Source organism: Streptomyces sp. SS1-1 (assembly GCF_008973465.1).
Classification (GTDB): domain Bacteria; phylum Actinomycetota; class Actinomycetes; order Streptomycetales; family Streptomycetaceae; genus Streptomyces.
Map to the genome: position 1 here is coordinate 6,056,560 of NZ_WBXN01000004.1, position 26,201 is coordinate 6,082,760.

The following is a 26,201-nucleotide window of genomic DNA, read 5'->3' on the forward strand; positions in this document are numbered from 1 at the left end:
TCGATCAGTCCCGTCAGTCCCGGTTCTGGACGTGCTGGTAGCCGAAGCGGCCCTTGATGCACAGGTTGCCGTGGGTCACCGGGTTGTCGTACGGCGAGGTGACCTTCACGATCTCATTGTCCTGCACATGGAGCGTGAGGTTGCAGCCCACACCGCAGTACGCGCACACGGTGGTCGTCTCGGTCTGAGCCGACTCGTCCCAGGTACCCGCCGCGCGCATGTCGAACTCCGACTTGAACGACAGGGCACCCGTCGGGCACACCTCGATGCAGTTGCCGCAGTACACGCACGCCGAGTCGGTGAGCGGGGCGTCGTGCTCGACGGCGATCCGCGCGTCGAAGCCGCGTCCGGCGACGGAGATCGCGAAGGTGTTCTGCCACTGGTCGCCACAGGCGTCCACGCACTTGTAGCAGAGGATGCATTTGTCGTAGTCGCGCACATAGAGCTCGTTGTCGACCCTCGGCTCCTCGTTCAGCCGGGCGGCCTCCGGGCCGAACCGGTCCGGTTTCGCCTCGTACTCCTTGAGCCATCCGGCGACGCGCGGTGTGGTCGACAGGTCCACGGACGAGGCGAGCAGCTCCAGGACGACCTTGCGGCTGTGCCGGGCGCGCTCGGTGCCGGTGCGGACCTCCATGCCCGGCTCGGCCGTGCGGGAGCAGGCCGGCACCAGGGTCCTGGACCCCTCGACCTCCACGACGCACACCCGGCAGGCGTTCTTGGGCCGCAGCGTGTCGCCCTCGCACAGGGTCGGGATGTCCTTCCCGGCGGCCCGGCAGGCGTCGAGGATCGTGGAGCCCTCCGGCACCCGGGCCTCCCGCCCGTCCAGGGTGAACTCCACCAGCCGGCGCGGCACTCCCAGCGGTATCGCGGTCATGCGTAGGCCCCCAGTCGGTCGATCGCGGATTCCACGGCGTTCCACGCGGTCTGCCCCAGACCGCAGATGGAGGCGTCCCGCATGGCGCGGCCGACCTCCCGGAGCAGGGCGATGTCGTCGGCCGCCGCCGCGCCGGTACGCTCGGCGATCCGGTGCAGCGCCTCCTCCTGCCGGACCGTCCCGACCCGGCAGGGCACGCACTGCCCGCACGACTCGTCGCGGAAGAACTCGGCGATGCGCAGCAGCAGCCGGGGCAGCGGCACCGTGCCGTCGAAGGCCAGGACCACCCCCGAGCCGAGCGTGGTGCCGGCCTCGCGGGTGCCCTCGAAGGTGAGCGGGATGTCCATCTCGTCGGCCCGGACGAAACCGCCCGCCGCGCCGCCCAGCAGCACCGCCCGCAGCCCGTCCCGGACGCCCGCCAGCCGAAGCAGCTCGCCGAGGGTCGCGCCGAAGGGGAGCTCGTAGACGCCGGGACGGTCCACGCTGCCGGACACGCAGTACAGCTTGGGCCCGGTGGACCGCGCGGTGCCGACGGCCGCGTACGCCGGGGCGCCCATCGTCAGGATCGGCAGGACGTTGACCAGCGTCTCGACGTTGTTCTCCACCGTCGGCTTGCCGAACAGCCCCTTCTCCACGGGGAACGGCGGCTTGGAGCGCGGCTCGCCCCGGTAGCCCTCGATGGAGTTGAACAGCGCGGTCTCCTCGCCGCAGATGTAGGCGCCCGCGCCCCGCCGGATCTCGATGTCGAAGGCGTACCCCTGGCCGAGGACGTCGTCGCCGAGGAAGCCGCGCGCCCGGGCCTGCGCGATCGCGTGCTCCAGCCGACGCAGCGCGCGCGGGTACTCGCCGCGCAGATACAGGTAGCCCCGGTGGGCGCCCGTCGCGTACCCGGCGATCGTCATGGCCTCGACCAGCGCGTACGGGTCGCCCTCCATCAGCACCCGGTCCTTGAAGGTGCCGGGCTCGGACTCGTCGGCGTTGCAGACCAGGTAGTGCGGATGGTCGGGCTGGGACGCCGTGGCCTGCCATTTGCGGCCGGTGGGGAAGGCGGCGCCGCCGCGGCCGACCAGGCCGGAGTCGGTGACCTCGCGGATCACCCCGGCGGGGCCGAGCTCGAAGGCCCGGCGCAGCGCGGTGTACCCGCCGTGGACCCGGTAGTCGTCCAGCGAGGACGGGTCGACGACGCCGACGCGCCGCAGCAGCGTCAGCGAGGGGTCCCCGGCCTGCGGGACCGCCATCGCCGCGGGCGGCTCCGCGGGAGCCGAGTCCGGCGCGCTCGCGGCGAGCACGGCGTCCTCCACGGTCGCCGGTGCCGACACCGCCGTACGCACCGGATCGCCGGCCTTCACCGCGAGGGCGGCGGGGGCCCGTTCGCACAGGCCGAGGCAGGGGCTGCGCTGCACGCTCACGCCGCTGCCCGGCCTGAGCCGCCCCTCGATCCCGGCGCACAGCCCGCCCGCGCCGGCCGCCGCGCACGCCAGGTCCGTGCACACGTGCAGCACGGTGGCGGGGCGCGGCCTGACGGAGAACAGGGCGTAGAAGGTGGCGACGCCGTACGCCTCCGCCGGCGGCACCGTCAGCCGCCGGCACAGGTAGTCGAGGGCGCCCTCGCTGATCCAGCCGATCCGGTCGTTGAGGGCGTGCAGCCCCGGCAGCAGCAGGTCACGGCGGTCCCGGGCGGCGCGGCCGCCGCGCGCCCACCTCAGGTCGGCGTCGGAACGGTCGGCGCCCTCCCACGAGGACTCCGGAGGGCCGAGGAGGGCGTCCACGGCCGCCCGTTCGTCGTCCGTGGGTTTGCTGTCGCCGAAGTGCAGGTCCACTTACGTCACCTCACGATGGTCGCGACGGGGAGCTTCTCGATCCGGATCGCCGACGCCTTGAACTCCGCCGTCCCCGCGATCGGGCAGTTCGCCTCGATCGTCAGCTGGTTGGTGTCCACCTCGTCGGGGAAGTGCATGGTCATGAAGGCCAGGCCGGGCCGCAGTGCCGGGTCCACCCACACCGGCGCGACGACGCTGCCGCGCCGCGAGGTCACCTGGACCTTCTCCCCGACGACGACCCCGTACCGCTCGGCGTCCTCCGGGCTGATCTCCACGAACTCGCCGCGCCGCAGCGGGGAGGCGAAACTGCCGCTCTGCACCCCGGTGTTGTAGGAGTCGAGCCGGCGCCCGGTGGTGAGCCGGATCGGGTACCGCTCGTCGGTCAGGTCGACCGGCGGATCGTGCTGGACGATCCCGAACGGCGCCGGAGCGCCGCGCGCCGCCGGGTCGTCCGCCCACAACCGGCCGTGCAGATACGGCGGTTCGAGTCCGTCGGTGCTGGGGCAGGGCCACTGGATGCCCTGGTGCTCCTCCAGCCGCCCGTACGTCATCCCGTGGTGGTCCGGCGACACGGACCGCAGCTCGTTCCAGACGGCCTCGGAGTCGGCGTACTTCCAGTCGTGGCCGAGCCGGCCCGCGAGGTCGCAGATGATGTCGATGTCCTCGCGGGCCTCCCCGGGCGGGGTGACGGCCCGGCGCACCCGCTGGACCCGGCGCTCGCTGTTGGTGGTGGTGCCCTCGGTCTCGGCCCACCCGGCGGTGGCGGGGAGGACGACGTCCGCCAGCTCGGCCGTCCGCGTCAGGAAGATGTCCTGGACGACGAGGAAGTCCAGCTGCCGCAGCCGCCGTACGGCCTGCTCGCTGTCGGCCTCGGACTGGGCGGGGTTCTCGCCGACGCAGTAGACGGCCCGCAGCCCACCGTCCTCCATCGCCTCGAACATCTCGGTGAGGTTCAGGCCGTAGTGGGGCTGGATCACGGTGTCCCAGGCGGACTCGAACTTCGCGCGGGTGCCGGGGTCGAGGATGTCCTGGAAGCCGGGCAGCCGGTTGGGGATGGCGCCCATGTCGCCGCCGCCCTGCACGTTGTTCTGCCCGCGCAGCGGCTGGAGTCCGCTGCCGTAGCGGCCGACGTGCCCGGTGAGCAGGGACAGGTTGATCAACGCGCGGACGTTGTCGGTGCCGTTGTGGTGCTCGGTGATGCCGAGCGTCCAGCACAGCTGGGCGCGTTCGGCGCGGGCGTAGGCGTGCGCGACCTGCCGGATGGCGGCGGCCGGGACGCCCGTCACCTTCTCCGCGAGGGACAGCGTCCACGGTTCGACGAGCGCCTTGTACTCCTCGAAGCCGGTCGTCGCCCGGGCGATGAACGCCTCGTTGGCGAGGCCCGCGTGGATGATCTCGCGGCCGATCGCGTGGGCCATCGGGATGTCGGTGCCGACGTTCAGGCCGAGCCAGCTCTCCGCCCACTCGGCGGTGGAGGTGCGGCGCGGGTCGAGCGCGTACATCCGGGCGCCGTTGCGGATGCCCTTCAGCACGTGCTGGAAGAAGATCGGGTGCGCGAAGCGGGCGTTGGAGCCCCACATCACGATGACGTCGGTGTGCTCGATCTCCTCGTACGAGGAAGTGCCGCCGCCCGACCCGAAGGCCGCCGACAGGCCCGCCACGCTGGGCGCGTGACAGGTGCGGTTGCAGGAGTCGACGTTGTTGGTGCCCATGACGACGCGGGCGAACTTCTGCGCCACGTAGTTCATCTCGTTGGTGGCGCGGGCGCAGGAGAACATGCCGAACGCGCCCCGGTTGCGCTCGATGCCGCGGGCCGCCCGGTCGAGGGCCTCGTCCCAGGTCGCCCGCCGGAACGGCTCGTCCCGGGAGTCGCGCACCAGGGGGTGGGTCAGCCGGGTGTAGTTCCTGCGGCCCCGGTCCTTCTTACGGCGTTCGTTCATGCGGCGCTCCTCAGCGCGAGCAGGTCCGAGATGGCGTGCACGGTGCGCAGGGTGGGCACCTGCACGCCGGTGATCTCCGCCAGTTCGACGACCGCCGCGAGGAGGACGTCGAGTTCGAGCGGCTTGCCGCGCTCCAGGTCCTGGAGCGTGGAGGTGCGGTGGTCGCCGACCCTCTCGGCGCCCGCGAGCCGGCGCTCGATGGAGACGCCGACCTCGCAGCCCAGGGCCGTGGCGACGGCCAGCGTCTCGGTCATCATGGTCTCGATGACCTTGCGGGTGCCGCCGTGCAGGCACATCTGCCGCATGGTGGCGCGGGCGAGCGCGCTGATCGGGTTGAAGGAGATGTTGCCGAGCAGCTTGAGCCAGATGTCGTTGCGCAGGTCGGGTTCGACCGGGCACTTCAGGCCGCCGGCGACCATGGCCTCGCTGAAGGCGAGACAGCGCCGGGACACGCTCCGGTCGGGCTCGCCGACGGAGAACCGGGTGCCCTCCAAGTGCCGTACGACGCCGGGTCCTTCGAGTTCGGTGGCGGCGTACACGACGCAGCCGACGGCCCGTTCGGGCGCGAGCACGGCGCTGACCGCGCCGCCCGGGTCCACGCTTTCGAGGCGGTGCCCGTCGTAGGGGCCGCCGTGCCGGTGGAAGTACCACCAGGGGATGCCGTTCTGGGCGGCCACGACCGCCGTGCGCTCGTGCAGCAGCGGCGCGATCAGCGGCCCGCACGCCGCGTACGCGTTGGCCTTCAGGCCCAGGAAGACGTAGTCGACCGGGCCGACCTCGGCCGGGTCGTCGGTGGCGTGGGCGCGGGCGGTGAAGTCGCCGCGCGGGCTGAGCACCCGCACCCCGTGCTGCCTCATGGCCGCGAGGTGCGGTCCACGGGCGATCAGGTGCACGTCGGCACCCGCGCGATGCAGCGCGGCTCCGACGTAGGCGCCGATGGCACCGGCGCCGAGGACTGCAACTTTCACTTCGGAACGCTCCGTTCGGTCGAGGGAGTACCGCGGAGGTGGCTGTGCTGAAGAAACGGGAGGGGACGAATCGAAGCTCGTCGACTGAATATTGTCTACAGTATGGATAGGGGGTCAGCAAGAGTGCGCGCACGCCCTTCGTCGCCGACGCCGCGTGGCTCTCGTCCCCAACGGCGCGCGGCCGACCGACCGTTCGTCGCGTCCCGGACACCGTTCACCGCATACGGTCGACCCGTTGACTTCTCAACCACCCCGGCGCTGCCTACCGTGCGGGATCATGAGTCCCCCCATGGCACCCGCGGGATGGAGCCGCTGGCTGGTTCCGCCCGCCGCACTCTCGGTCCATCTGTCCATCGGCCAGGCCTACGCCTGGAGCGTGTTCAAACCCCCGCTGGAGTCGGCCCTCGGCCTCAGCGGCACCCAGAGCGCGCTGCCCTTCCAGCTCGGTATCGTCATGCTCGGCCTGTCCGCCGCGTTCGGCGGCACGCTGGTGGAGCGCAACGGGCCGCGCTGGGCGATGACGGTCGCCCTGGTCTGCTTCTCCTCCGGCTTCCTGCTCGCCGCGCTCGGCGCCGCCGTCGAGCAGTACTGGCTGATCGTCCTCGGCTACGGCTTCCTCGGCGGGATCGGCCTCGGCATCGGCTACATCTCACCGGTGTCCACCCTGATCAAATGGTTCCCGGACCGGCCCGGCATGGCCACCGGCATCGCCATCATGGGCTTCGGCGGCGGCGCCCTCATCGCCTCCCCGTGGTCGGCGCAGATGCTGGAGTCCTTCGGCACCGACAGCTCCGGGATCGCCATGGCGTTCCTGGTGCACGGCCTGACGTACGCCGTCTTCATGCTGCTCGGCGTCCTGCTGGTCCGGGTGCCGCGCCCGGTGAACGCCGCGGCCGGCGACGGCCCCGCCGCCCTCGACGGGCCGCGGGTCTCCGCCCGCAGTGCCGTGCGCACCCCGCAGTTCTGGTGCCTGTGGATCGTGCTCTGCATGAACGTCACCGCCGGCATCGGCATCCTGGAGAAGGCCGCGCCGATGATCACGGACTTCTTCGCGGGCTCCTCCACACCGGTGTCGGTCTCGGCCGCGGCAGGCTTCGTCGCCCTGCTGTCCGCCGCCAACATGGCGGGCCGCATCGGCTGGTCGTCCACCTCCGACCTGATCGGGCGGAAGAACATCTACCGCGTCTACCTCGGCGTCGGCGCCCTGATGTACGCCCTGATCGCGCTGGCCGGCGACTCCTCCAAGCCGCTGTTCGTCCTGTGCGCGCTGGTCATCCTCTCCTTCTACGGCGGCGGCTTCGCCACCGTCCCCGCCTATCTGAAGGACCTGTTCGGCACCTACCAGGTCGGCGCCATCCACGGGCGGCTGCTGACCGCCTGGTCCACGGCCGGCGTCCTCGGACCCCTCATCGTGAACTGGATCGCGGACCGGCAGGAGGAGGCGGGCAAGGACGGCTCGTCCCTCTACACCCTGTCCCTGTTCATCATGATCGGACTGCTCGCCGTCGGCTTCGTCGCCAACGAGCTCGTACGGCCCGTCCACCCCCGCCACCATGAACCGGCCACGCGGCCCGAGGAGAAGGAGGCCAGCGATGTCCAGTGACGGCAGCCCGCCCACCCGGCGCCCCCTGATCGCCTTCGCCTGGGTGTGGGTGGGGGCACCGCTCGCGTACGGGCTCTACGAACTCGTCCGCAAGGCGACCCAGCTGTTCACCGGGTAGGTCTCCGGCAGGTGACCGGACGTCCGGAGTCTGCAAGAAGCCGACAACACGGACGTCCGTTTCCTGTGGCATCACGTGCCGTCGTACCGGTGAGTCACTGATCAGACTGGTGCATCCCGCTACCCGAGGTTCGAGGGGGATCACCACTGATGAACGGCTCGCGCATCGCCGCCGTCGGCCACTACCAGCCCGCCCGGGTCCTCACCAACGAGGACCTGGCGGGCATGGTCGACACCAGTGACGAGTGGATCACGTCCAGGGTCGGCATCCGCACGCGCCACATCGCCGGGCCCGACGAACCGGTCGACGAACTCGCCGCGCACGCCGCCGCGAAGGCGCTCGCGTCGGCCGGCCTCGCGCCCGGCGACATCGACCTCGTCCTGGTCGCGACCTCCACCGCCGTCGACCGTTCGCCGAACATGGCCGCCCGCGTGGCGGCCCGGCTCGGCATCCCCTCACCGGCCGCGATGGACATCAACGTGGTCTGCGCCGGCTTCACCCACGCGCTGGCCACGGCCGACCACGCGGTGCGGGCCGGCTCCTCCGCGCGCGCCCTCGTCATCGGCGCCGACAAGATGTCCGACGTCACCGACTGGACCGACCGGACGACCTGCGTCCTGGTCGGGGACGGGGCGGGCGCCGCCGTCGTGGAGGCGTCCGGCGAGCCGGGCATCGGCCCGGTGCTGTGGGGGTCGGTGCCCGAGATGGGGCACGCGGTACGCATCGAGGGCCAGCCCGCGCGGTTCGCGCAGGAGGGGCAGAGCGTCTACCGGTGGGCGACGACCCGGCTGCCGGCCATCGCGCGCGCCGCCTGCGAGCGCGCGGGGTACGCCCCCGAGGACCTCGCCGGTGTCGTCCTGCACCAGGCCAACCTGCGCATCATCGAACCCCTCGCGCAGAAGCTGGGCGCGGTCGACGCGGTCGTCGCGCGCGATGTCACCGAGTCCGGCAACACCTCGGCGGCGAGCATCCCGCTCGCCTTCTCCAAGCTGGTGGAGCAGGGGCGGATCACCACCGGCGACCCGGTGCTGCTCTTCGGCTTCGGCGGCAACCTGTCGTACGCGGGACAGGTCGTCCGCTGCCCGTGACGCCGGCTTCCAAGGCCCGGGGGGCTGAGGTGGCGGCCGGATGTGGCCGACTCCTCAGTTCTCCCGACCCGCGTGCGCCGTAGACTGTAGACGAAAGACAATCCATACGGGCTCGCGGTGACGGCCGGCCACGGGGGCGCAGTCGCCCGGTGTTCACCCAGGAGGGGAACCGATGTTGTCGACAGGACTGCCGCAGGGTGCGGTGCCCAAGCTCGAACGGCCCGGCCCGCTGCGCGACCGCGTCTACGAGGCGCTGCTCGAACTCATCACCACCCGTGCCCTCCAGCCCGGCCAGCACCTGGTCGAGAGCGAACTGGCGGGCCACCTCGGGGTGTCGCGGCAGCCGGTGCGCGAGGCGCTGCAGCGGCTGAACACCGAGGGGTGGGTCGATCTGCGGCCCGCGCAGGGCGCGTTCGTGCACGAGCCGACGGAGGAGGAGGCCGACCAGCTCCTCACCGTCCGCACGCTTCTGGAGGCCGAGGCCGCCCGGCTGGCCGCCGCCCACGCGGACAGCGCCGGCATCGCCGCCCTCGAGGAGCTGTGCGCCCAGGGCGAGCAGGCCGTCGCCGCCGACGAGGTGGACACCGCCGTGGCGCTCAACGCCCGCTTCCACACGAAGGTCATGGAGCTGGCCGGCAACACGGTCCTCGCCGAGCTCGCCGCCCAGGTCGACCGGCGGGTGCGCTGGTACTACACGCCGATCGCCCGCCGGCGCGGGCATCAGTCGTGGGTCGAGCACCGCGGGCTGATCGCCGCCATCACCGAGCGGGACGAGGCCCGTGCGACCCAGCTGATGCGCGAACACACCGAGCACACCCGGCGGTCGTACCACCAGCGGGCCCAGTAGCCGGTCTCCGGCAGCTCTCCGGCAGCTCTCCGGCAGCTCTTCGGCAGACCTTCGGCAGCTCTTCGGCCGCTCCACGGCAGCCCTTCGGTGGCTCTCCGGCGGCTTCACGGCAGCGGGAAGCGCGCGCTCACGGACCCCCGTGTCAGCCCTCGGGCGGCACGGGGGTCCGTCTTTGTCCTGTGAGTGGAGAAAGTTGGAGGCAATCTCTGCGCAACTTCTTCCCACTCCCGGCGGCCACTGCTACGTTCCCCTCGAAAGCAAGGCCACCGCGGTGGCCGGATTCCGGCACTCAGGCCGATCGAGGCGGGGAGGGGCACGTGAGACGCATGACGGCGCGACCCGCTAACGCCCACCAGGCCCGGCTGCTCAAGCTGTTGCGTGACGGGGGGCCCAACAGCCGGGCCCAGCTCGGCGATCAGATCGACCTCTCCCGGTCCAAGCTGGCCGTCGAGGTGGACCGCCTGTTGGAGACGGACCTCGTCGTGGCCGACGGCCTCGCCGCCTCGCGCGGCGGCCGGCGCTCCCACAACATCCGGCTCAACCCCGGTCTGCGTTTCCTCGGCGTCGACATCGGCGCGACCTCGGTAGACGTCGCCGTCACCAACGCGGAACTGGAGATCCTCGGGCACCTCAACCAGCCCATGGACGTCCGTGAGGGCCCGGTCGCGGTCTTCGAGCAAGTCCTGTCCATGGCCGCCAAGTTGAAGGCGTCGGGGCTCGCCGAGGGGTTCGACGGCGCCGGCATCGGCGTCCCCGGACCCGTCCGCTTCCCCGAAGGCGTCCCCGTGGCGCCGCCGATCATGCCGGGCTGGGACGGCTTCCCCGTGCGGGAGGCGCTCAGCCAGGAACTCGGCTGCCCGGTCATGGTCGACAACGACGTGAACCTCATGGCGATGGGGGAGCAGCACGCGGGCGTCGCACGCTCCGTGGGCGACTTCCTCTGCGTCAAGATCGGCACCGGCATCGGCTGCGGCATCGTCGCGGGCGGTGACGTCCACCGCGGTGTCACCGGCAGCGCGGGCGACATCGGGCACATCCAGGCCGTGCCCGACGGACGCCCCTGCGCCTGCGGCAACCGGGGCTGCCTGGAGGCGCACTTCAGCGGGGCGGCCCTCGCCCGGGACGCCGTCGAGGCGGCCGAGCAGGGGCTGTCCGAGGAACTCGCCTCGCGTCTGGCGGCGAACGGCACCCTCACCGCCGTCGACGTGGCCGCGGCCGCCGCCGCCGGTGACGCCACCGCGCTCGACCTGATCCGCGAGGGCGGCAACCGGGTCGGGCAGGTCATCGCCGGACTCGTCAGCTTCTTCAACCCCGGCCTGGTGGTGATCGGCGGAGGGGTGACCGGTCTCGGCCACACCCTGCTCGCCGCCATCCGCACCCAGGTCTACCGCCAGTCGCTGCCCCTGGCGACCGGCAACCTCCCCATCGTCCTGGGCGAGTTGGGCCCCACCGCCGGAGTCATCGGCGCCGCCCGCCTCATCAGCGACCACCTGTTCTCACCCGCGTAGGCACCCGCCGGCCCCCGGGCCGGCCCCGGCACCACCCGCCCGGCCACCCGCCGGCCGGGGGCTCCACCCGCACGTCCCCGCACGTCCCCGCACCGCCTCGCCGCACCACCCGTACCGCGTCGTCACACCGAGCCGCACCCGAGCCTCTCCGGAGGCACCAGAGCCGCACCACCCGTACCGCTCCGCCCCTCCTCGCTCCGCCCTGCCCTGCCCCGCCCTGCCCTGAATCCGGCCCGCATGCCCGCCAAGGGGACCTCATGGCACCAGAACCACCGCTGCTCAGCATGAACGGCATCACCAAGTCGTTCCCCGGAGTCCGCGCCCTCGACGGCGTCGACCTCGACGTCCAGGCCGGTGAAGTGCACTGCCTGCTCGGCCAGAACGGCGCCGGCAAGTCCACGCTCATCAAGGTCCTGGCCGGCGCCCACCAGCCCGACACCGGCACCATCCGCTGGCGCGGCGAGGAGATCACCCTCCGCTCGCCGATCGCCGCGATGCGCCTCGGCATCGCCACCATCTACCAGGAACTCGACCTGGTGGAGCATCTGTCGGTCGCCGAGAACGTCCACCTCGGGCACGAGCCGACCACCGCCGGCTTCATCGTGCGCGGCCGGACCGCACGGTCCTCGACGGCCCGGCTCCTCAAGCGGCTCGGGCACCCCGAGATCGACCCGGGACGGCTGGTCGGCGACCTCTCGGCCGCCCAGCAGCAGATCGTCTCCATGGCCCGCGCCCTCTCCCACGACGTCCGCCTGATCGTGATGGACGAGCCGTCCGCCGCCCTCGACCCCGACGAGGTCGACAACCTCTTCCGGATCGTCGGCGACCTCACCGCCGAAGGCGTCGCCGTCGTCTACATCTCGCACCGCCTGGAGGAGATCCGCCGCATCGGCGACCGGGTGACCGTCCTCAAGGACGGCCGGGCGGTGGCCGGCGGACTGCCCGCCAAGTCCACCCCGACCCGTGACGTCGTGGCGATGATGACCGGACGCAACGTCGAGTACGTCTTCCCGGAGAGGTCCGTGCGGGACGCGGCCGGAGGCGACCCGCTGCTGGAGGTCCGCGGCCTCGCCCGGGACGGCGAGTTCGAGCCACTCGACCTGATCGTGCGGCCCGGGGAGATCGTCGGGCTCGCCGGACTCGTCGGCTCGGGACGCTCCGAGATCCTCGAGACGATCTACGGTGCCCGGCGGCCCAGCGCGGGCCAGGTCCTCGTGGACGGGCGCCCGCTCCGGCCGGGCAGCGTCCGGGCCGCCGTACGCGCCGGGCTGGGGCTCGCCCCCGAGGAGCGCAAGGCGCAGGCCCTGCTGATGCTGGAGTCCGTCACCCGGAACGTGTCGGTGTCGTCCATGTCCCGCTTCGCACGCGCCGGCTGGATCGACCGGGCCGCCGAACGCGGCGCGGCGCGCGCCGCCACCCGCGAGCTGTCCCTGCGCCCCGACAACCCCTCGGTGCCGGTGCGCACCCTGTCCGGCGGTAACCAGCAGAAGGCCGTCCTGGCCCGCTGGCTGCTGCGCGGCTGCCGTGTCCTGCTGCTCGACGAACCCACCCGGGGTGTCGACGTCGGCGCCCGCGCCGAGCTGTACGCGGTCGTGCGGCGGCTCGCGGACGAAGGGCTCGGCGTGCTGCTGGTCTCCAGCGAAGTGCCGGAGGTGCTGGGGCTCGCCGACCGGGTCCTGGTGCTGCGCGAGGGCCGTGTCGTGCACACGGCTCCCGCGCCCGAACTCGACGAACACCGCGTACTCGACCTCGTCATGGAAGGAAGCCCGGCGTCATGACGCAGCACGCCTCCCCGCCGCGGGACAGCACCGACAAGGTGCCCCCGTCCGGTGCGGCGCCCGCCTGGCGCGGCCTGATGGCCCACGCCGACGTGCGCACCCTGTCCCTGCTCGGCGTCCTCGCCGCGCTGATCCTCATCGGCGGCATCACCAAGCCGGACGAGTTCCTCGACACCCGCAACCTCCAACTCGTCCTCACCCAGGCGTCCGTGATCGGTGTCGTCACCGTCGGCATGACCTTCGTGATCATCTCCGGGGGCATCGACCTGTCCGTCGGCGCGATCGTCGCGCTGGCCTCGGTGTGGGCGACCACGGTCGCCACCCAGGAGTACGGGTTCGCCGGCATCCTCTTCACCGCGGTGCTCGTCGGTGTGGGATGCGGGCTGGTCAACGGGGTGCTGATCGCCTACGGCGCGATGGTGCCGTTCATCGCGACGCTCGCCATGCTGGCCTCCGCGCGCGGCCTGGCACTGCAGATCACCGACGGCAAGACGCAGATCGTCACCATCCCCTCGGTGCTCGACCTCGGCGAGCGCGACGCGTACGTCCTCGGCGTCCCGCCACTGGTCATGGTGTTCGCCGTCGTGACGGTCATCGGCTGGCTGGTGCTGAACCGCACCACCTTCGGGCGCCGCACGGTCGCGGTCGGCGGCAACCCGGAGGCCGCAAGGCTCGCCGGCATCGACGTCCGCCGCCAGCGGCTCTACCTCTACCTGCTGTCCGGACTGTGCTGCGGCATCGCCGCGTTCCTGCTGATCATCCTGTCCGGCTCGGGTCAGAACACCAACGGCAACCTCTACGAACTCGACGCCATCGCCGCCGCGATCATCGGCGGCACGCTGCTCACCGGCGGCCGCGGCACCATCGTCGGCTCGGTGCTCGGCGTCCTGATCTTCACCACCATCACCAACATCTTCGCCCTGAACAACCTGCAGAGCGACGTCCAGCAGATCGCCAAGGGCGCGATCATCGTCGCCGCCGTGCTGGTCCAGCGCCGTACCCCGAGCACGACCTGAGGAAAGGGTTCACCGCCATGCCAGAGTTCACCAGCCGCAGAGGGCTGCTGTTCGGAACCGCCGCCGTGGGCGCCGGAGCCCTCCTCGCGGGATGCACGAGCAACGAGTCCAAGGACGAACCGGCCGCGAACGACCAGCCGGCCGCCGACGACAAGCCCGGCAAGCAGGTCACCATCGGCTTCGCCGGACCGCAGGCCGACCACGGCTGGCTCAACGCGATCAACGACAACGCCAAGAGCCGCGCCAAGAAGTACTCCGACGTGACGCTGGAGATCACCGAGGGCTCCAACGACACCGCCCAGCAGATCGGCCAGATCGAGACCCTCATCAACAAGAAGGTCGACGTCCTGGTGATCCTGCCCGCCGACGGCAAGGCGCTCACCCAGGTCGGCCTGAAGGCGATGCGCGCCGGCATCCCGGTCATCAACCTCGACCGGGTCTTCAACACCCCGCAGGCGTACCGCTGCTGGATCGGCGGCGACAACTACGGCATGGGCCTCAACGCCGGGCACTACATCGGCGAGAAGCTCAAGGGCAAGTCCGACGCCAAGGTCATCGAGCTGGCCGGACTGGACAACCTGGAGCTGACCAAGCAGCGCACCCAGGGCTTCGACGACGCCCTGAAGAACTACCCGAACATCAAGAAGGTGGCCCGTCAGGCCGCCGAGTTCACCGTCGAGTCCGGGCAGTCCAAGATGTCCCAGCTCCTGCAGGCGCAGTCGAAGTTCGACGCGCTGTGGAACCACGACGACGACCAGGGCGTCGGCGCCCTGCGCGCCATCGAGCAGGCGGGCCGCGACGACTTCCTCATGGTCGGCGGTGCCGGCGCCCTGTCCGCCTTCCAGGCCATCAAGAAGGACGACGGCGTCCTCAAGGCCACGGTCCTGTACCCGCCGACGATGGCCGCGTCCGCCATCGACCTGGCCCGTGCGCTGGGCCAGGGCAAGGGCGTCGGCGGCATGGCCGAGTTCGAGATCCCCGCCTCGATCACCCTGTACTCGGCCGTCGTCGACAAGGACAACGTCGACCAGTACATGTCCACCGGCTTCAAGTGAGGCGCCCCCTGCCCGACGGGAACGGGGAGTCCGTCGGGCAGGGCCGGGGGCGGCCACGGGCGGCACCGGCCGGCACGAGCGCCGGCGGCCCGGCCGCGCGACGACGCCGGCCGGACCGCCGGGCCCGCCCGCGGACCGGTGACGGCACCGCCGGGCCCGGGGCGCCCCCCACCCCCCACCGCGGCACGACGACGAGGAGGACCATCGCATGGGACAGCCGCAGCAGCCCGACCAGGCCGAGGCAGGGGCCACCGGGTCCGGCGCACCACCCCTGCGCGTCGGCATGGTCGGATACGCCTTCATGGGCGCGGCCCACTCGCAGGGCTGGCGCACCGTGGGCCGGGTCTTCGACCTGCCCCGCACCCCGGTGCTCGCCGCGATCTGCGGCCGGGACGCCACCGCCGTCCGCGCGGCCGCGGACCGGCACGGATGGGCGACGGCGGAGACCGACTGGCGTGCCCTGATCGCCCGGGACGACATCGACCTCGTCGACATCTGCACGCCCGGCGACAGCCACGCCGAGATCGCGCTGGCGGCGCTGGACGCCGGCAAGCACGTCCTGTGCGAGAAGCCCCTCGCGAACACCGTCGAGGAGGCCGAGGCGATGACCGCGGCCGCCCAGCGGGCGCAGGCGAACGGCCAGGTCGCGATGGTCGGCTTCAACTACCGCCGGCTGCCCGCCACCGCGCTGGCCCGCGCCATGGTCGCGGAGGGCCGGGTCGGCCGGCTGCGCCACGTACGGGTCACCTACCTCCAGGACTGGCTGGTGGACCCGCGGTTCCCGCTGACCTGGCGGCTGCGCAGGGAGTCGGCCGGCTCGGGCTCGCTCGGCGACCTCGGCGCGCACATCGTCGACCTCGCGCAGCACCTCGCGGGGGAGCGGCTGACCGGGGTGTCCGCGCTGACGGAGACCTTCGTCCGGGAGCGCCCGCTGCCCGGCGGCGCGGCGAGCGGCCTGTCCGCCGTGGAGGCCGGCGAGGCCACCGGCCCGGTCACCGTCGACGACGCCGCCCTGTTCACCGGCCGCTTCGCCTCCGGCGCGCTCGCCTCCTTCGAGGCCACCCGCTACGCCACCGGCCGCAAGAACGCCCTGCGCATCGAGCTGAACGGCGAGCACGGCTCGCTCGCCTTCGACCTGGAGCGGCTCAACGAGCTCGAGTACCACGACGGCCGGGAGCCGGGCACGCACGCCGGGTTCCGCCGCATCCTCGTCACCGAACCCGACCACCCGTACGTGGACGCCTGGTGGCCGCCGGGCCACGGCCTCGGCTACGAGCACTCCTTCGTGCACCAGGCCCGCGACCTGGTCCACGCCGTGGCCGAGAACCGTTCGCCGCGGCCCTCGTTCGCCGACGGACTCCAGGTGCAGCGGGTCCTGGCGGCCGTCGAGGAGAGCGCCGAGAAGAACTCCGTCTTCACCCCGATCGCCGTCTGAGGAGGCCAACGAGAATGCCGCGCACGTTCACGCTGTTCACCGGCCAGTGGGCCGACCTGCCCCTGGAGGAGGTCTGCCGGCTCGCCCGCGACTTCGGCTACGACGGTCTCGAACTCGCCTGCTGGGGCGACCACTTCGAGGTCGACAAGGCCCTGAGCGACCCCGGGTACGTGGAGTCCCGGCACCAGCTTCTCGACAAGTACGGCCTGAAGTGCTGGGCGATCTCCAACCACCTGGTGGGCCAGGCCGTCTGCGACGCCATCATCGACGAACGCCACCAGGCGATCCTGCCGGCCGACATCTGGGGCGACGGCGACCCGGAGGGGGTGCGCCGGCGGGCCGCGGAACGCGTCAAGGACACCGCGCGCGCCGCCGCGGCCTTCGGGGTGGACACGGTGATCGGGTTCACGGGCTCCGCCATCTGGCACCTGGTCGCCATGTTCCCGCCCGCCCCCGAGTCGATGATCGAGCGCGGCTACGAGGACTTCGCCGAGCGCTGGAACCCGATCCTGGACGTCTTCGACGCCGAGGGCGTGCGCTTCGCCCACGAGGTCCACCCGAGCGAGATCGCCTACGACTACTGGACGACCGTGCGCACGCTGGAGGCGGTGGATCACCGGCCCGCGTTCGGCCTGAACTTCGACCCGTCGCACTTCGTGTGGCAGGACCTCGACCCGGTCGGCTTCCTGTGGGACTTCCGCGACCGGATCTACCACGTCGACTGCAAGGAGGCCCGCAGGCGGCTCGACGGGCGCAACGGCCGCCTCGGCTCCCATCTGCCGTGGGGCGACCCGCGCCGCGGCTGGGACTTCGTGTCGGCCGGACACGGGGACGTGCCCTGGGAGGACGTCTTCCGGATGCTGCGGTCCATCGACTACCAGGGGCCGGTCTCCGTGGAGTGGGAGGACGCCGGCATGGACCGGCTGCAGGGCGCCCCCGAGGCGCTCAGCCGTCTGAAGGCCTTCGACTTCGAGCCACCCAGCGCGTCCTTCGACGCCGCGTTCAACAGCTGAGCCGGGGGACCGGCCGCAGGTCGGGGAAGGGGATCGGCAAGCCTGCCGATCCCCCCTCCGACCTGCGCGAATTCGGCTTTGTCCTCGGTTGGGAAAAAGTTCAACCGAATCCGGTGCAAGGGGTGTTCGCCCCGCGCGGACCCGGTTACCGTCCTTGAGGTGTTCAGGACACACCTTTCTCCGGGGTGACGGCGCACCCCGGCGCCCGCACCGCACGTCTCAAAGCACCCACCCGTACGGCCCCACCCCGTTCCCGGAGGGACTTCGTGCACAGAACCGGTTTCAGAGACACCCGAACCCCCAGGCGTCGCAGACTCCGCACCACCGTCGCCCTCTTCACCGGCCTGCTCCTGGCCGTCGGCACCCCGGCCACCGTCGCCGGCGCCCACCCCGGCCACCCCCAGCAGGACGAACCGGCCGCCGCCGAGGGCCAGTTCCAGCAGGTGCCGCTCGCCAAGGGCGAACCCGAGACGGGCGAGCCCATGTCGCTCGCCGTGCTCCCGGACCGCAGCGTCCTGCACACCTCGCGGGACGGCACCCTGCGCCTCACCGACCAGGGCGGCGTCACCAAGGTCGCCGGCCGCCTCGACGTCTACAACCACGACGAGGAGGGCCTCCAGGGCGTCGGCATCGACCCGGACTTCAAGAACAACCGGGCCATCTACCTGTACTACGCCCCGCCGCTGGACACCCCGGCCGGAGACGCCCCGGAGACCGGCACCGCCGACGACTTCAAGAAGTTCGACGGCGTCAACCGCCTGTCCCGCTTCACCCTCAACGCCAACGGCACCCTGGACCTCGCCAGCGAGAAGAAGGTCCTGGACGTCGCGGCCTCCCGCGGCACCTGCTGCCACGTCGGCGGCGACATCGCCTTCGACGCCGACGGCAACCTGTACCTGTCGACCGGCGACGACACCAACCCCTTCTCCTCCGACGGCTACACCCCGATCGACGACCGGCCGAACCGCAACCCGGCCTTCGACGCCCGCCGCAGCGCCGGCAACACCAACGACCTGCGCGGCAAGATCCTGCGCATCAAGGTCGCCGAGGACGGCTCGTACACCATTCCGGAGGGCAACCTCTTCGCGCCGGGCACCGAGAAGACCCGCCCCGAGATCTACGCGATGGGCTTCCGCAACCCGTTCCGGATCAGCGTCGACAAGAAGACCGGCATCGTCTACGTCGGGGACTACGGCCCAGACGCCGGCGCCGCCAGCCCCACCCGCGGGCCCGCCGGACAGGTCGAGTTCGCCAAGGTCACCAAGGCCGGGAACTTCGGCTGGCCGTTCTGCACCGGCGACAACGACGCCTACAACGACTACGACTTCGGCACCGGCGTCTCCGGTGACAAGTTCGACTGCGACGCCCCGAAGAACACCTCCCCGCACAACACGGGCCTCACCGACCTGCCGCCCGCCCAGCCCGCCTGGATCCCCTACGACGACGGCTCCGTGCCCGAGTTCGGCAGCGGCTCCGAGTCCCCGATGGGCGGCCCGGTCTACCGCTACGACCCCGACCTCGACTCCAAGGTGAAGTTCCCCGAGGAGTACGACGGCGACTTCTTCGCGGGTGAGTTCGGACGTCGCTGGATCAAGCGCATCGAGCAGAACGACGACGGCTCGGTAGCGAAGATCAACGACTTCCCGTGGACCGGCACCCAGATCATGGACATGGAGTTCGGCCCCGACGGCGCGCTCTACGTCCTCGACTACGGCCTGTCCTGGTTCCAGGGGGACAAGGACTCCGCGCTGTACCGGATCGAGAACGCCGAGGACGGCTTCTCCCCGATCGCCGAGGTGAGCGCCGACAAGACGTCCGGCGCGGCCGGCCTCAAGGTCAAGTTCACCGGCTCCGCGAAGGACGCCGACTCCACCGACCTCACCTACAGCTGGGACTTCGGCGACGGCACCAAGGGCGAGGGCCTGACCCCCACCCACCAGTACAAGAAGGTCGGCACCTACAGCGCCACCTTCACCGCCAAGGACCCCGAGGGCAACACCGGCAACGCCAGCGTCCGGATCGTCGTCGGCAACACCGAACCCAAGGTGCGCATCGACCTCCCGGGCAACGGGGCGCTCTCCGAGTTCGGCAAGCCCGTTCCGTTCAAGGTGACGGTGACCGACCCCGAGGAGACCGTCGACTGCTCCAAGGTCAAGGTCGCCTACAGCCTCGGCCACGACTCCCACGCCCACGAACTCACCAGCGAGATGGGCTGCGAGGGCACCCTGAACCCGCCCCCCGGTGACGGCGGACACGACCCCAACGCCAACATCTACGGCGTGGTCGGCGCCAGCTACACCGACGGCGGGGCGAACGGCCAGGAGGCCCTGACCGGCACCGCCCGGGCCGTGGTCCAGCCGCTGCACCGCCAGGCCGAGCACTTCACCGCCCAGTCCGGCGTCAACACCTTCGACAAGGCGCAGGCCAACGGAGGCAAGACCGTCGGCGACATCCACGACGGCGACTGGATCTCCTTCAGCCCCTACCGCTTCGACGGGCAGAAGAAGATGACCGTACGGGCCTCCTCCGGCGGCTCCGGCGGCTTCATCGAACTGCGCACCGGCTCACCCGACGGCCCCCTGCACGGCTCGGCGTACATCCCGCCGACCGGCAGCTGGGAGACCTTCCAGAACGTCGACGTGCCGCTGCGCGCCCTGCCCAAGAAGACCACCGAGATCTACCTGGTCTTCAAGGGCGGCGAAGGCGCCCTGTACGACGTGGACGACTTCGAGTTCTCCACCCAGCCGTTCAAGGGCGGCAAGAAGGTCCTCGTCTTCTCCAAGACCGCCGGCTTCCGGCACGACTCCATCCCGGAGGGCGTCGCCGCGCTGAAGGAGCTCGGCGCCCCGGCCGGCATCACGGTCGACGCGACCGAGGAGGCCCGGCAGTTCACCACCACCAACCTCGCCAAGTACGACGCGGTGGCCTTCCTGTCCACCACGGGTGACGTCCTCAACGCCGAGCAGCAGAAGGCGTTCGAGGACTACGTGGCCGGCGGTGGCGGCTACATGGGCATCCACGCGGCGGCCGACACCGAGTACGACTGGGCGTTCTACGGCGGCCTCGTCGGCGCCTACTTCCAGTCCCACCCGGCCATCCAGAAGGCCACCGTCCGCGTCGAGGACCACGACCACCCCGCCACCGCGCACCTGGACGACACCTGGGAGCGCACCGACGAGTGGTACAACTACCGCACCAACCCGCGTGAGCAGGCCAAGGTCCTCGCCACCCTCGACGAGACCACCTACCAGGGCGGCACCATGAAGGGCGACCACCCGATCGCCTGGTGCCAGACCTACGGCGGCGGCCGCTCCTTCTACACCGGCGGCGGCCACACCAAGGAGTCCTACGCCGACGAGGCGTTCCGCGCCCATCTGCTCGGCGGCCTCCAGTACGCCACCGGCCAGGTGAAGGCCGACTGCAAGCCGGACAAGGGCTACCGGAAGATCTTCAACGGCCAGACCCTGGACGGCTGGAAGCAGGCCGGCCCCGGCAGGTTCGTCGTCAAGGACGACGGGGTCATGGAGACCGAGGGCGGCATGGGCCTGCTCTGGTACCAGGCCAAGGAGCTGAAGTCGTACTCCCTCAAGCTGGACTGGAAGATGAGGGGCGACGACAACTCCGGTGTCTTCGTGGGCTTCCCCGCCTCCGACGACCCCTGGTCCGCGGTCGACAACGGCTACGAGATCCAGATCGACGCGACGGACGCGGTGGACCGCACCACCGGTGCGATCTACACGTTCAAGGCGGCGAACATCAAGGCCCGTGACCAGGTCCTGCGGCCGCCCGGCCAGTGGAACTCCTACGAGATCAAGGTCCAGGGCGAACGCCTCCAGGTGTTCCTCAACGGAGTCAAGATCAACGACTTCACCAACAAGGACCCCCGGCGGAGCCTGACCGACGGCTACATCGGCCTGCAGAACCACAGCGCCGACGACAAGGTCTCCTTCCGCAACGTCCAGCTGAAGGAACTGCCCGTCAAGGGCGACTGAACGGCGGCGGGCGGGGGACGCCGGACCCCCGCCCGCCGTCCCTCGCCCTCCCCACCCCGGTGTTCGCGCACGACCAGGAGGCTGCTGCCCATGTCCGCGTCCGCGTCCCCTTCCGCGCCCCAGCCCCGCCCGCGTACGGGGGTGTGGCTGATCGGAGCCCGCGGCTCCGTCGCCACCACCGTCGTCACGGGATGCGCCGCCATCGCCGCCGGACTGCACCCGCCGACCGGCATGGTCACCGAGACCCCCGCCTTCACCGGCAGCGGCCTGCCCGCCCTGTCCGACCTCGTCTTCGGCGGCCACGACACCCTCGACTGCCCGCTGCCCAAGCGCGCCGAGACCCTGACCGCCGGGGGAGTCCTCCCACCCGGCGTCGCCACCGCCGTCGCCTCCGAACTCGCCGCCGCCGACCGCGAGATCAGGCCCGGCGGACCCACCCGCGGGGACACCCGCACCGAGGCCGGACTGATCGACGCGTTCGCCGCCGACATCCGCGACTTCACCCGCCGCCACGCCCTGGAACGGACGGTCGTGGTGAACGTCGCCTCCACCGAACCCGCCTCCGAGGGCCGCGCGGACGCACCCCTGCCCGCCAGCACCCTGTACGCCCTCGCCGCCCTGCGCGCCGGCTGCCCCTACGTCAACTTCACCCCGTCCGAGGGCCTGCACCACCCCGCCGCCGCGCGCGCGGCCGAGGAGAGCGGCCTGCCGTACGCCGGACGCGACGGCAAGACCGGCCAGACGCTGCTGCGGGCCGTGCTGGGCCCGATGTTCGCCCAGCGGGCCCTGACCGTCCGCGCCTGGTCCGGCACCAACCTGCTCGGCGGCGGCGACGGCGCCGCCCTCGCCGACCCGGCCGCCGCCGCCGCGAAGAACGCCGGCAAGGAACGCGTCCTCGCCGACACCCTCGGCACCGTCCCCGAGGGCGAGGTCCACATCGACGACGTCCAGGCCCTCGGCGACTGGAAGACCGCCTGGGACCACATCGCCTTCGACGGCTTCCTCGGCACCCGCATGGTCCTGCAGACCATCTGGCAGGGCTGCGACTCGGCGCTCGCGGCCCCCCTCGTCCTGGACCTGGCCCGCCTCACCGCCCGCGCCCACGAGGCCGGCCTCTCCGGCCCGCTCGCCCCGCTCGGCTTCTACTTCAAGGACCCTGTGGGCGACGGCCCGGCGAGCCTCGGCGAACAGTACGCCGCCCTGCTGGAACTGGGTGAGCGGCTGCGCCCGGTGGACGCCGGTGACGCGGAGGAGCGTCCGTGAGCCGTCGCCGCGCATGGGCCGAACTGCTGCGGCTGCCCGCCCTGTTCACCGTCCCCGGCGACGCCCTCAGCGGGGCCGTCGCCGCCGGGGCCCGGCCCGGCCCCCGCACCCTGCTCGCCATCGGCTCCTCCCTCTGCCTCTACGAGGCCGGCATGGCCCTCAACGACTGGGCGGACCGCGCGGAGGACGCCGCCGAACGCCCCCACCGCCCCCTGCCCTCCGGCCGCATCCGGCCGTCCTCCGCCCTCGCGGCGGCCTGCGCCCTGACCACCGCCGGCCTCGGCCTGGCCGCCGGCGCCGGCCGCCCGGCGCTCGCGGTGGCGGCCCCGCTGGCCGCCACGGTCTGGGCGTACGACCTCGGCCTCAAGCACACCCCGGCCGGACCCGTCGCCATGGCCGTCGCCCGCGGCCTCGACCACCTCCTCGGCGCGGCCGCCACCACCGGCCGCCCCCGGGCCGCCCTGTCCTCCGCGGCCCTGCTCGGCACCCACACCCTCGCGGTGACCACGGTCTCCCGCCGCGAGACCCAGGGCGGCACCTCCCTCCCACCCCTGGCGGCCCTGGCAGCGACGGCCGTACTGACGCGGGTGCTGGCGCGCGGGGAAGGGGCGGGGGCTCCTGGGGCTTCGGGGCGGGCTGGCCCCTCCGTGAGGACCGGTGCCCTGGGCAACGGCTCCATGGGGGGTGGTTCTGCTCCCGGCCGAGCCCTGCGCACGGGCCTGGCCGCCGCCTACGCCGTCACCGCCGGACGCCCCTACACCCACGCGGCGCTCAACCCCTCACCGCCCCTCACCCAGCGGGCGGTCGGCGGCGGCATCCGCGCCACCATCCCGCTCCAGGCGGCGCTCGCGGCCCGCGCCGGAGCGGGGCTCACCGCCCTGGCCATCGCCGCGCTCGCCCCACTCGGGCGGCGGTACGCGAAGAAGGTGAGCATCACATGAGCTCCTGGCCCACCCCGTCACCGGCCACGGCCGGGGCTGCCGCGCGAGCCGCTGCCTCGGGTCGGCCGCCTGCGGGGGGCGTCGAGTCCACCGTGCAGTCCGCCGCCGGGTTGCCTGTGCGGGGCGCCGGGTCCGCCGCGCAGCCCACCGGGCAAGCCGCCGCCCCGGCCCGGCAGCCCGCTCCGGGTACCTCGCTGTCCGCGCCCCGCCCGGCCCACGCCCCCGGTACCGCGGCCACTGCCGCCACCGCGGCCACCGCCCCTCCCACCCCCCTTCGTTTCGGCTACGGCACCAACGGCCTCGCCGACCTCCGGCTCGACGACGCCCTCGGTCTCCTCGCCGACCTCGGGTACGACGGCCTCGGCCTGACGCTCGACCACATGCACCTCGACCCCTACGCCCCGGACCTGGCCGCCCGCACCGGCCGCCTCGCCCGGCGGCTGGCCGAACTCGGTCTGGGCGTCACCGTGGAGACCGGCGCCCGCTATGTGCTCGACGCCCGCCGCAAGCACGGCCCCTCCCTCCTGGACGCGGAACCCGGCGACCGCGCCCGCCGCGTCGACCTGCTCCTGCGGGCCGTCCGGGTCGCCGCCGACCTCGGCGCCCACGCCGTGCACTGCTTCAGCGGCGTCCTCCCGCCCGGCACGGACGAGGACACGGCGTGGAAGCGTCTGACCGACAGCCTCGCCCCCGTCCTGGACGCCGCCGCGGCCGCCGGCGTGCCCCTCGCCGTCGAACCGGAACCCGGCCACCTCGTGGCCCGCCTCGACGACTTCCACCAGTTGCGCCACCTCCTGGGCGACCCCGGCCCGCTCGGGCTCACCCTCGACATCGGCCACTGCCAGTGCCTGGAGACCTCCTCTCCCGCCGACTGCGTGCGCGCCGCCGCGCCCTGGCTGCGCCATGTGCAGATCGAGGACATGCGGCGCGGCGTCCACGAGCACCTTCCGTTCGGGGAAGGGGAGATCGACTTCCCGCCCGTCCTCGCGGCCCTCGCCGCCACCGGCTACCAGGGCCTGACCGTTGTCGAACTGCCCCGCCACTCCCACGCCGGACCGCACCACGCCGAACTGTCCCTCCCGTTCCTCCGCCGCGCCGAGGCCACGGCCCTCGCCTCATCCCTCCCCGTCCCGTCGCACGGCGATCCCTCCGCCACCCCTGAAGGGAGCACCTCATGACCCACCCCCGCACCAGCCCGGCGACCCCGGGCGCGGACACGGCCGCCGACCCGCTCACGGACCCCGCCACCGGCACGGGACCAAGACCCGTGCCCGGCACCCCAGCCGACGTGACCCCCACGGGTGCCGCCATCGACCCCGGCGCCGCGACCCTCGCCACCGCCACCCCCGCCGAACTCCGCGACCACCTCGTCGCCCTGCTCGACGAACCGGCCCGCGGCTGGCTGCGGCGGGCCCTCGACGAGGCCGCCGCCCACCCCGGCACCCACGGCCCCATCTCGGTGTGGGAGCTGCGCATCGCCGAGGCCGGCCGCCGCTGCGGTCCCGTGCACGCCGACGCCGCCCGCGTCCTCATCCTGCACGCGGCCCGCGCCGACGCCGACGCGCTCGCCCGGGTCTACTACCAGGGCACCGGCGCCGAACGCCGAGCCGTCCTGTACGCCCTGCCACACCTGGTGCCCGGCCGCGAGGGACTGCCGCTCGTCGAGGACGCCCTGCGCACCAACGACACCCGGCTCGTCACCGCCGCCGTCGGCCCCTACGCCGCCCGGTACCTCGACGCCCACGCCTGGCGTCACGCCGTCCTGAAGTGCCTGTTCACCGGCGTGCCCGTCGACGCCGTGGCGGACCTGGACCGCCGGGCGCACCGCGACACCGAACTCGCCCGCATGCTGACCGACTACGCGGCCGAGCGCACCGCCGCCGGCCGCGCCGTCCCCGCCGACCTGCACCGCGTCCTGGCCTTGACCGACCCCCCGGCCACCCCCTCCGCGCCCGCCGCCGACCACGGCTGAGCGCACCCGACGGCAAGGAGTGCCGATGCGCCTCTTCGACCCCCACATCCACATGACGTCGCGCACCACCGACGACTACGAGGCCATGTACGCCGCCGGTGTCCGTGCCGTCGTCGAACCCTCCTTCTGGCTCGGCCAGCCCCGCACCTCTCCCGCCTCCTTCCTCGACTACTTCGACTCCCTCCTCGGCTGGGAGCCGTTCCGCGCCGCCCAGCACGGCATCGCCCACCACTGCACCCTCGCCCTCAACCCCAAGGAGGCGAACGACCCGCGCTGCGTCCCGGTCCTCGACGCGCTTCCCCGCTATCTCGTCAAGGACCAGGTCGTCGCCGTCGGCGAGATCGGCTACGACTCGATGACCCCGGCCGAGGACACCGCCCTGGCGGCCCAGCTCGAACTCGCCGCCGCACACGAACTGCCCGCGCTGGTCCACACCCCGCACCGCGACAAGCTCGCCGGCCTGCGCCGCACCCTCGACGTGGTCCGCGAGTCCGCGCTGCCCATGGACCACGTCCTGATCGACCACCTGAACGAGACCACCGTCAAGGAGGCCAAGGACAGCGGCTGCTGGCTCGGCTTCTCCGTCTATCCCGACACCAAGATGGACGAGGAACGGATGGTCGCCATCCTGCGTGCCTACGGCCCCGAGCGGGTCCTGGTGAACTCCGCGGCCGACTGGGGCCGCAGCGACCCCCTGAAGACCCGCAAGGTCGCCGACCTGATGCTGGCCGAGGGCTTCGGCGAGGACGACGTGGACCGGGTCCTGTGGCGCAACCCCGTCGCCTTCTACGGGCTCAGCGGCCGCCTCACCCTCGACGTGCCCACCCCGGACGCCACCCACGAGGGCAACTCCATCCTGCGCGGCGTACCGAAGGACCCCGGCACCGGACCGGCGGACGACCCCGGTACGGCACCGGCCGGCGCGGCGGCTGACCGGCACGAGGCAACCGCCGTCCCGGGGGCGTGACCC

At 72.4% G+C, this 26,201-nt stretch carries 20 protein-coding genes; 16 read left to right on the forward strand and 4 right to left on the reverse strand.

The window, feature by feature from the left end; all coding sequences use genetic code 11:
* Nucleotides 1-13: 13 nt before the first annotated feature.
* The 4 genes from F8R89_RS29105 to F8R89_RS29120 are packed head-to-tail and all read right to left on the reverse strand — an operon-like array spanning nucleotide 14 to nucleotide 5,602.
* A complete protein-coding gene (locus F8R89_RS29105) occupies nucleotides 14-874 on the reverse strand; it encodes a 2Fe-2S iron-sulfur cluster-binding protein (RefSeq protein WP_151786727.1) in 861 nt (286 codons plus the stop codon).
* Complete coding sequence (locus tag F8R89_RS29110) at nucleotides 871-2,694, reverse strand: NADH-ubiquinone oxidoreductase-F iron-sulfur binding region domain-containing protein (RefSeq protein ID WP_151786728.1); 1,824 nt, start codon at nucleotides 2,692-2,694, stop codon at nucleotides 871-873. The genes F8R89_RS29105 and F8R89_RS29110 overlap by 4 nt, the downstream gene beginning before the upstream one ends.
* Before the next feature lie 5 nt (nucleotides 2,695-2,699).
* On the reverse strand, nucleotides 2,700-4,634 hold the full coding sequence (locus F8R89_RS29115; RefSeq protein ID WP_151786729.1) for a molybdopterin oxidoreductase family protein: 1,935 nt from the start codon (nucleotides 4,632-4,634) through the stop codon (nucleotides 2,700-2,702).
* Nucleotides 4,631-5,602, reverse strand: a complete 972-nt coding sequence (locus F8R89_RS29120; RefSeq protein WP_151786730.1) for a 2-dehydropantoate 2-reductase — start codon at nucleotides 5,600-5,602, stop codon at nucleotides 4,631-4,633. The genes F8R89_RS29115 and F8R89_RS29120 overlap by 4 nt, the downstream gene beginning before the upstream one ends.
* A 277-nt stretch (nucleotides 5,603-5,879) precedes the next feature.
* On the opposite strand from F8R89_RS29120, the gene F8R89_RS29125 reads away from it, so the two are divergent.
* From F8R89_RS29125 to F8R89_RS29195, 16 genes are all read left to right on the forward strand, one after another.
* A complete protein-coding gene (locus tag F8R89_RS29125; protein WP_151786731.1) occupies nucleotides 5,880-7,205 on the forward strand; it encodes an OFA family MFS transporter in 1,326 nt (441 codons plus the stop codon).
* Nucleotides 7,195-7,323, forward strand: coding sequence for an MFS transporter small subunit (locus tag F8R89_RS37140; protein WP_264158895.1), 129 nt, complete (start codon nucleotides 7,195-7,197; stop codon nucleotides 7,321-7,323). The genes F8R89_RS29125 and F8R89_RS37140 overlap by 11 nt, the downstream gene beginning before the upstream one ends.
* 149 nt (nucleotides 7,324-7,472) lie before the next feature.
* Nucleotides 7,473-8,411 (forward strand): beta-ketoacyl-ACP synthase III, encoded by a 939-nt coding sequence (locus F8R89_RS29130; protein ID WP_151786732.1) that lies wholly within the window; start codon nucleotides 7,473-7,475, stop codon nucleotides 8,409-8,411.
* Between the two features lie 172 nt (nucleotides 8,412-8,583).
* Nucleotides 8,584-9,258: a GntR family transcriptional regulator gene (locus F8R89_RS29135; protein ID WP_151786733.1), complete on the forward strand. Its 675-nt coding sequence runs from the start codon at nucleotides 8,584-8,586 to the stop codon at nucleotides 9,256-9,258.
* Nucleotides 9,259-9,584: 326 nt separating this feature from the next.
* Nucleotides 9,585-10,766 (forward strand): ROK family protein, encoded by a 1,182-nt coding sequence (locus tag F8R89_RS29140; protein WP_086867059.1) that lies wholly within the window; start codon nucleotides 9,585-9,587, stop codon nucleotides 10,764-10,766.
* Nucleotides 10,767-11,023: 257 nt separating this feature from the next.
* Nucleotides 11,024-12,544, forward strand: coding sequence for a sugar ABC transporter ATP-binding protein (locus F8R89_RS29145; protein WP_151786734.1), 1,521 nt, complete (start codon nucleotides 11,024-11,026; stop codon nucleotides 12,542-12,544).
* Nucleotides 12,541-13,560, forward strand: coding sequence for an ABC transporter permease (locus F8R89_RS29150; RefSeq protein WP_151786735.1), 1,020 nt, complete (start codon nucleotides 12,541-12,543; stop codon nucleotides 13,558-13,560). The genes F8R89_RS29145 and F8R89_RS29150 overlap by 4 nt, the downstream gene beginning before the upstream one ends.
* 17 nt (nucleotides 13,561-13,577) lie before the next feature.
* Nucleotides 13,578-14,615 (forward strand): substrate-binding domain-containing protein, encoded by a 1,038-nt coding sequence (locus tag F8R89_RS29155; protein WP_151786736.1) that lies wholly within the window; start codon nucleotides 13,578-13,580, stop codon nucleotides 14,613-14,615.
* A 208-nt stretch (nucleotides 14,616-14,823) separates the two neighbouring features.
* Nucleotides 14,824-16,050 (forward strand): Gfo/Idh/MocA family protein, encoded by a 1,227-nt coding sequence (locus F8R89_RS29160; RefSeq protein ID WP_151786737.1) that lies wholly within the window; start codon nucleotides 14,824-14,826, stop codon nucleotides 16,048-16,050.
* 14 nt (nucleotides 16,051-16,064) lie between these two features.
* Nucleotides 16,065-17,063 carry a sugar phosphate isomerase/epimerase family protein gene (locus F8R89_RS29165; protein WP_151786738.1) on the forward strand — a complete coding sequence of 333 codons (999 nt, stop codon included), beginning with the start codon at nucleotides 16,065-16,067 and terminating at the stop codon, nucleotides 17,061-17,063.
* Between the two features lie 266 nt (nucleotides 17,064-17,329).
* Complete coding sequence (locus F8R89_RS29170; protein ID WP_151786739.1) at nucleotides 17,330-21,055, forward strand: ThuA domain-containing protein; 3,726 nt, start codon at nucleotides 17,330-17,332, stop codon at nucleotides 21,053-21,055.
* A gap of 90 nt (nucleotides 21,056-21,145) precedes the next feature.
* Nucleotides 21,146-22,318, forward strand: a complete 1,173-nt coding sequence (locus F8R89_RS29175; RefSeq protein WP_151786740.1) for an inositol-3-phosphate synthase — start codon at nucleotides 21,146-21,148, stop codon at nucleotides 22,316-22,318.
* Entirely contained in the window at nucleotides 22,315-23,259 is a 945-nt protein-coding gene (locus F8R89_RS29180) for an SCO3242 family prenyltransferase (RefSeq protein WP_151786741.1), read from the forward strand. Before F8R89_RS29175 ends, F8R89_RS29180 begins: the two co-directional genes overlap by 4 nt.
* 194 nt (nucleotides 23,260-23,453) lie before the next feature.
* Nucleotides 23,454-24,437 carry a sugar phosphate isomerase/epimerase family protein gene (locus F8R89_RS29185; RefSeq protein WP_151788331.1) on the forward strand — a complete coding sequence of 328 codons (984 nt, stop codon included), beginning with the start codon at nucleotides 23,454-23,456 and terminating at the stop codon, nucleotides 24,435-24,437.
* Nucleotides 24,434-25,231, forward strand: a complete 798-nt coding sequence (locus F8R89_RS29190) for an EboA domain-containing protein (protein ID WP_192806264.1) — start codon at nucleotides 24,434-24,436, stop codon at nucleotides 25,229-25,231. Before F8R89_RS29185 ends, F8R89_RS29190 begins: the two co-directional genes overlap by 4 nt.
* 25 nt (nucleotides 25,232-25,256) lie before the next feature.
* Nucleotides 25,257-26,198 (forward strand): TatD family hydrolase, encoded by a 942-nt coding sequence (locus F8R89_RS29195; protein WP_225994526.1) that lies wholly within the window; start codon nucleotides 25,257-25,259, stop codon nucleotides 26,196-26,198.
* The last annotated feature ends 3 nt before the right edge of the window (nucleotides 26,199-26,201 follow it).